Origin of the sequence: Ruminococcus sp. AM42-11, assembly GCF_003480145.1 — a bacterium.
Classification (GTDB): Bacteria; Bacillota; Clostridia; order Lachnospirales; family Lachnospiraceae; genus Blautia_A; species Blautia_A faecis.
Window position 1 is genome coordinate 1 of record NZ_QUIO01000084.1, and the last position, 4,507, is coordinate 4,507.

The window sequence follows — 4,507 nt, forward strand, 5'->3', positions numbered from 1 at the left end:
AAGTTAACATGCACAAAAAAGGAAAATCTTGCGTCGGAGCAAATTTTGACCGGAATAAAAGAATAAAATTTTTGCCCCAAAAAAGGCTAAAAACAATTGCCCTTCGACATAGTATTTTTAACCTCGTTTTTAGGAAACGTTTTTAGGAAAATCCGCAAACCATTGATTTTACTGGGTTTGCGAGTACTTTATTTTTCCTAAAAACGAAATGCTAAAAATGAAAATAACCCTAAAAATGCGTTTTTAGGAAAAAATCATTCGTTTTTAGCAAAAAAATAGCCGTTTTTAGGAAAAACCATTTCAAAAATAGGGGGTAAAATAATGCGGAATAAAAATTCAAAAGTAGCTGCAACAAAATTATATTTATGCAAATGTGATGGCGTATGCATAACCTACAGCAAGATTCAATATGCCTATGCAATGAAACTAGAAAAAGATCAAAGCATAATCGGTATACGATTAAATGTAGATCTTGATGGATATAAGGATAGTAAGTATCCAGAAAGAACTTACACATCAGACTTTGTATGCGTAAAAGATACAGGTGACCTAATGGTCCGTGAATGTATAGAAAGAAAACTATTACAAAAACCGATGACTATTAGATTACTAGACGGTTCCAGAGAGTACTGGAAGACGCATGGTGTGTCAGATTGGGGGATTGTTATTGATGAAGAATAAATTATATAAATACAAAGATACAATAGTAAGAGTTTTAAAAGAATCTGATCAATCAGTTTTTATTATTGATTGCTTAAAAACCAAAATGCCGTATACAGTGCATAAAATGGATTTTAAGGACGCTATTTTGTGTGATGAGGATTTACTCATGCAAGAGACAAATGAGCCTGTATTCGACATATCAGAAGCTTCGGAGCATAATAAAAAGATAGCATACGATCGGTACAATATGATTGCTCCATTACTTTCCTTTATGGATGATAAACATAAGCGTACCTCATTGGTTAATCAAATATGTGAAGAAAGAAATGTAAGCAAACAGTCTCTTAGAAATTACTTTTACAAGTATCTTATTTACCAAAATATTTGTGTACTTGCACCTAAGAGTAACATTACAGAAAAATCACTTACACAAGATGAAAAAAATATGAGATGGGCTTTAAATAAATATTTTTATAGTACAAACAGATATAGTTTAAAGTCTTCTTACTTATTTATGTTGAAAGAAAAATATTGCGATATAAATGGCAAGCTACAATCAAATATTCCATCTTTTTATCAGTTCCGCTACTTCTATAGGAAAACAAAAAATATGCAAACTTTTTACATCACAAGGGATGGTTTGAGTAATTATCAAAGAAACAAAAGACCATTATTGGGGGATGGAATACAAGAATTTGCACCTGCAGTTGGAACAGGATTACTTGATGCAACGGTATGTGATATATACCTTATAGATGAAACAAACAGCTTAGTTGGAAGACCTATATTAACAGTTTGTATAGACGCATATAGCAGTTTTTGTTATGGCTATGCATTAACTTGGGAAGGTGGTATTTATAGTTTAAAAGTACTTATGCAAAATATGGTATCTAATAAAAAGAAACATTGTGAAGAACTTGGTATATTCATAAATGAGAATCAGTGGAGCATATCTGAAATTCCTGGAACGTTTGTAACTGATATGGGAAAAGAATATGTATCTGAGAATTTTGAACAAATAACTGAGCTTGGAGTTACACTAAAAAATTTGCCACCATACCGTCCTGAATTAAAAGGTGTTGTAGAAAAATTTTTTAATATCATTCAAGAAACATACAAACCTTATTTAAAAAATAAAGGTATAGTTGAACCTGATTTTCTTGAAAGAGGCGTACATGATTATAGAAAAGATGCATGTTTGACAATAGAAGACTTTGAAAAAATCATAGTGCGATGTATTGTGTATTATAACTCGCAGCGTATTTTAAAGAACTTCCCTTATACAGAAGACATGATAGAAAACGATATTAAGCCATATGCAAATAATATTTTTGAGTACAGCAAATTATCTCCAGGAGCTAACTTAATACCGGTAACATTGAAACAAATTATGCTTACATTACTTCCAAGGACCACTGGCGTATTTAGCAGATTTGGACTTAAAGTGAATAAAATGAGGTACAAAAATGAGAATTATGTTGAAAAATATTTGGTTGGTGGGGAAGTAACAGTTGCTTATAATCCAGATAATGTAAGTTATGTATGGCTTATAGAAAATGGGTGTTATATACAGTTTAAATTGATTGAAAGTAGGTATAATGGAAAAGAGTTAACTGATGTAGAATTGATCGAAAAAGAACATCGAAAACTCGTAAATAGTCATTGTAATAGTAACACTCAAGCACAAATTGACTTGGCAAATTCTTTAGAAGAAATCGTGTCTAATGTACAATATCCTCAAAAATTAAATACAAAATATACTACATCTGTTAAAAATAGAGCTAAAAGAAAATATCATATTGATTTCACGGAGGATATCTTAAATGGATGATTATACAAAAATATTACCAAAAATGTTATCAGGAGATGGACTTGTAAAAGCATTGTCTGTTGTTCCAAAATATGATGAAAATAGTAAAAATATGGATATTGGAGAAAGGCTGATTGCCCTATCAATCTATATGATATTTATATTCCATCTAAAATGTCCATAGAGATTTATAACAAATTATATTTGTCTTTATATCACTCACTAAAAAAGAAGAGTTCAAAATTGGCATCACAACAAAGATACGAAAATTACAAAAGATTTTTAACAGGAAACTCTAATAGTATAATTGGTGGATCTGATTCATTTACAATAATAGGGAGTTCAGGTATTGGTAAAAGTACAGCCGTTAACAGGGCAGTAGATGTTATTGTTGAAAATTGTAAATTTGATTGCAATTTATTCTCAGATATAATTCCATTTGTAACTGTACAATGTCCATTTGATTCATCTGTAAAAGGTCTTGCGATCGAAATTTTGATGAAGATAAACAGTATGCTTAAAACACAATATTTAAATGGGAAAATTATTGATAAATGTACTACAGATGCCCTCATAAGCCAAATAAGTACAATAGCAATAAATAATATAGGTGTTCTTATCATTGATGAGATACAAAATGTTGCAAACTCAAAAAACGGTAAAAATATAATAGGATTTCTTACACAGCTTATCAACAATAGCGGAATAAGTATTTGTATGGTTGGTACTCCGGAAAGTGTATTGTTTTTCGAGGGTGCCGAACATCTTGCAAGAAGAACTATGGGGCTTAAATATACAGCACTTTCTTATGATGAGTACTTTAAAAACATATGCAATATATTATTTAGATATCAATATACTATAAAAAATGCAACAATAAATGAAGAGTTTTATAAATGGATATATGACCATTCCTGCGGTAACATTTCAATTGTAATATCATTATTACACGATGCTCAGGAAATTGCTATAATGTCAGGACTTAGTAAGATTAATATTAATATATTGAATGAAGCATACCAAAATAGGATTGAAATGTATCACAAATTTATACAACCAAGCATTAACAAAGTCGATAAAAAGAAAAATAAACACATAGTATCTGATAGAACAAATAATATCACACAAGATTGCGTAATAAAAGAGTTTAATAATATTGAAACGATATTGAAAATATCTAAGGAAAAAAATATTGATTTTATAAAACTGCTTAAACAATCAATTATAGTGGAGGAAATAAAAATATGACAAACAGATTTCCTAGCATTTATGATGACGAAACAGTTTACAGCTGGTTCTGTAGATATCTTGTAAATAGCGGTATATGGAGAGAGCATGAGATTGCAAAAGAACTATTTGTAAACAGTACAAATGTTATTAGTAAATTATTTATTGGAAATATTAATAAAGATACCGAAAATAATATTGAGAAAGTTATATCAATAGAAAATCTGTTAAAACATCATACAATGTTTTATGTTTATACAGGATATTGTTCAAATGACTATGCTAATGAATTCCTTTATAATTTAAAAACGGACTGCTATAAAACAGAGCTTAATATAAGAAGACCACGTAGCGAAAATAGACAATTGAAATATTGTCCAATGTGTATTATTGAGGATCGTAAAAAATATGGAGAAGCATATTGGCACAATATACATCAAATACGAATGCTACCGATATGTCCTATACACAAGTGCAAATTGCATAATAGTGAAATACGTTATATTGGTTATGGAAGAGTAAGAGAAAAATTATCCCCATTAGAAATGATGAATCTTAATTTTGATGTAGAATATAACACAAATGAAATGCTTGATAAAATAGTTGAATACGCAATTGACAGATATTATAAACAAGACATAAAAGATATTGGTATTGATTATTTGTCGATTAGAAAAGAAAATTGGGGATTAAGAAGTAACATAATTAGTTTTTATAAAAGATATTGGTATTGATTATTTGTCGATTAGAAAAGAAAATTGGGGATTAAGAAGTAACATAATTAGTTTTTATAAAAAACATGGAATA

General features: G+C 29.3%; 5 protein-coding genes. All 5 read left to right on the forward strand.

The features are described 5' to 3' along the window. Positions 1-321 precede the first annotated feature (321 nt). The 5 genes from DW904_RS22380 to DW904_RS22395 are packed head-to-tail and all read left to right on the forward strand — an operon-like array spanning position 322 to position 4,434. Positions 322-681: a hypothetical protein gene (locus DW904_RS22380; protein WP_118584316.1), complete on the forward strand. Its 360-nt coding sequence runs from the start codon at positions 322-324 to the stop codon at positions 679-681. Beyond that, positions 671-2,494: a Mu transposase C-terminal domain-containing protein gene (locus tag DW904_RS22385; protein WP_243110548.1), complete on the forward strand. Its 1,824-nt coding sequence runs from the start codon at positions 671-673 to the stop codon at positions 2,492-2,494. The genes DW904_RS22380 and DW904_RS22385 overlap by 11 nt, the downstream gene beginning before the upstream one ends. Then, positions 2,487-2,657: a hypothetical protein gene (locus DW904_RS24400; RefSeq protein WP_243110550.1), complete on the forward strand. Its 171-nt coding sequence runs from the start codon at positions 2,487-2,489 to the stop codon at positions 2,655-2,657. Before DW904_RS22385 ends, DW904_RS24400 begins: the two co-directional genes overlap by 8 nt. 59 nt (positions 2,658-2,716) lie before the next feature. Then, positions 2,717-3,721 carry a TniB family NTP-binding protein gene (locus DW904_RS22390; RefSeq protein ID WP_243110551.1) on the forward strand — a complete coding sequence of 335 codons (1,005 nt, stop codon included), beginning with the start codon at positions 2,717-2,719 and terminating at the stop codon, positions 3,719-3,721. Next, entirely contained in the window at positions 3,718-4,434 is a 717-nt protein-coding gene (locus DW904_RS22395; RefSeq protein WP_118584318.1) for a TniQ family protein, read from the forward strand. Before DW904_RS22390 ends, DW904_RS22395 begins: the two co-directional genes overlap by 4 nt. The last annotated feature ends 73 nt before the right edge of the window (positions 4,435-4,507 follow it).

What these genes read in the sequence shown, in the direction of transcription:
- DW904_RS22380 (WP_118584316.1), top strand. Translation starts at nt 322, where the DNA reads ATGCGGAATAAAAATTCAAAAGTAGCTGCAACAAAATTATATTTATGC.
- DW904_RS22385 (WP_243110548.1), top strand. Translation starts at nt 671, where the DNA reads ATGAAGAATAAATTATATAAATACAAAGATACAATAGTAAGAGTTTTA.
- DW904_RS24400 (WP_243110550.1), top strand. Translation starts at nt 2,487, where the DNA reads ATGGATGATTATACAAAAATATTACCAAAAATGTTATCAGGAGATGGA.
- DW904_RS22395 (WP_118584318.1), top strand. Translation starts at nt 3,718, where the DNA reads ATGACAAACAGATTTCCTAGCATTTATGATGACGAAACAGTTTACAGC.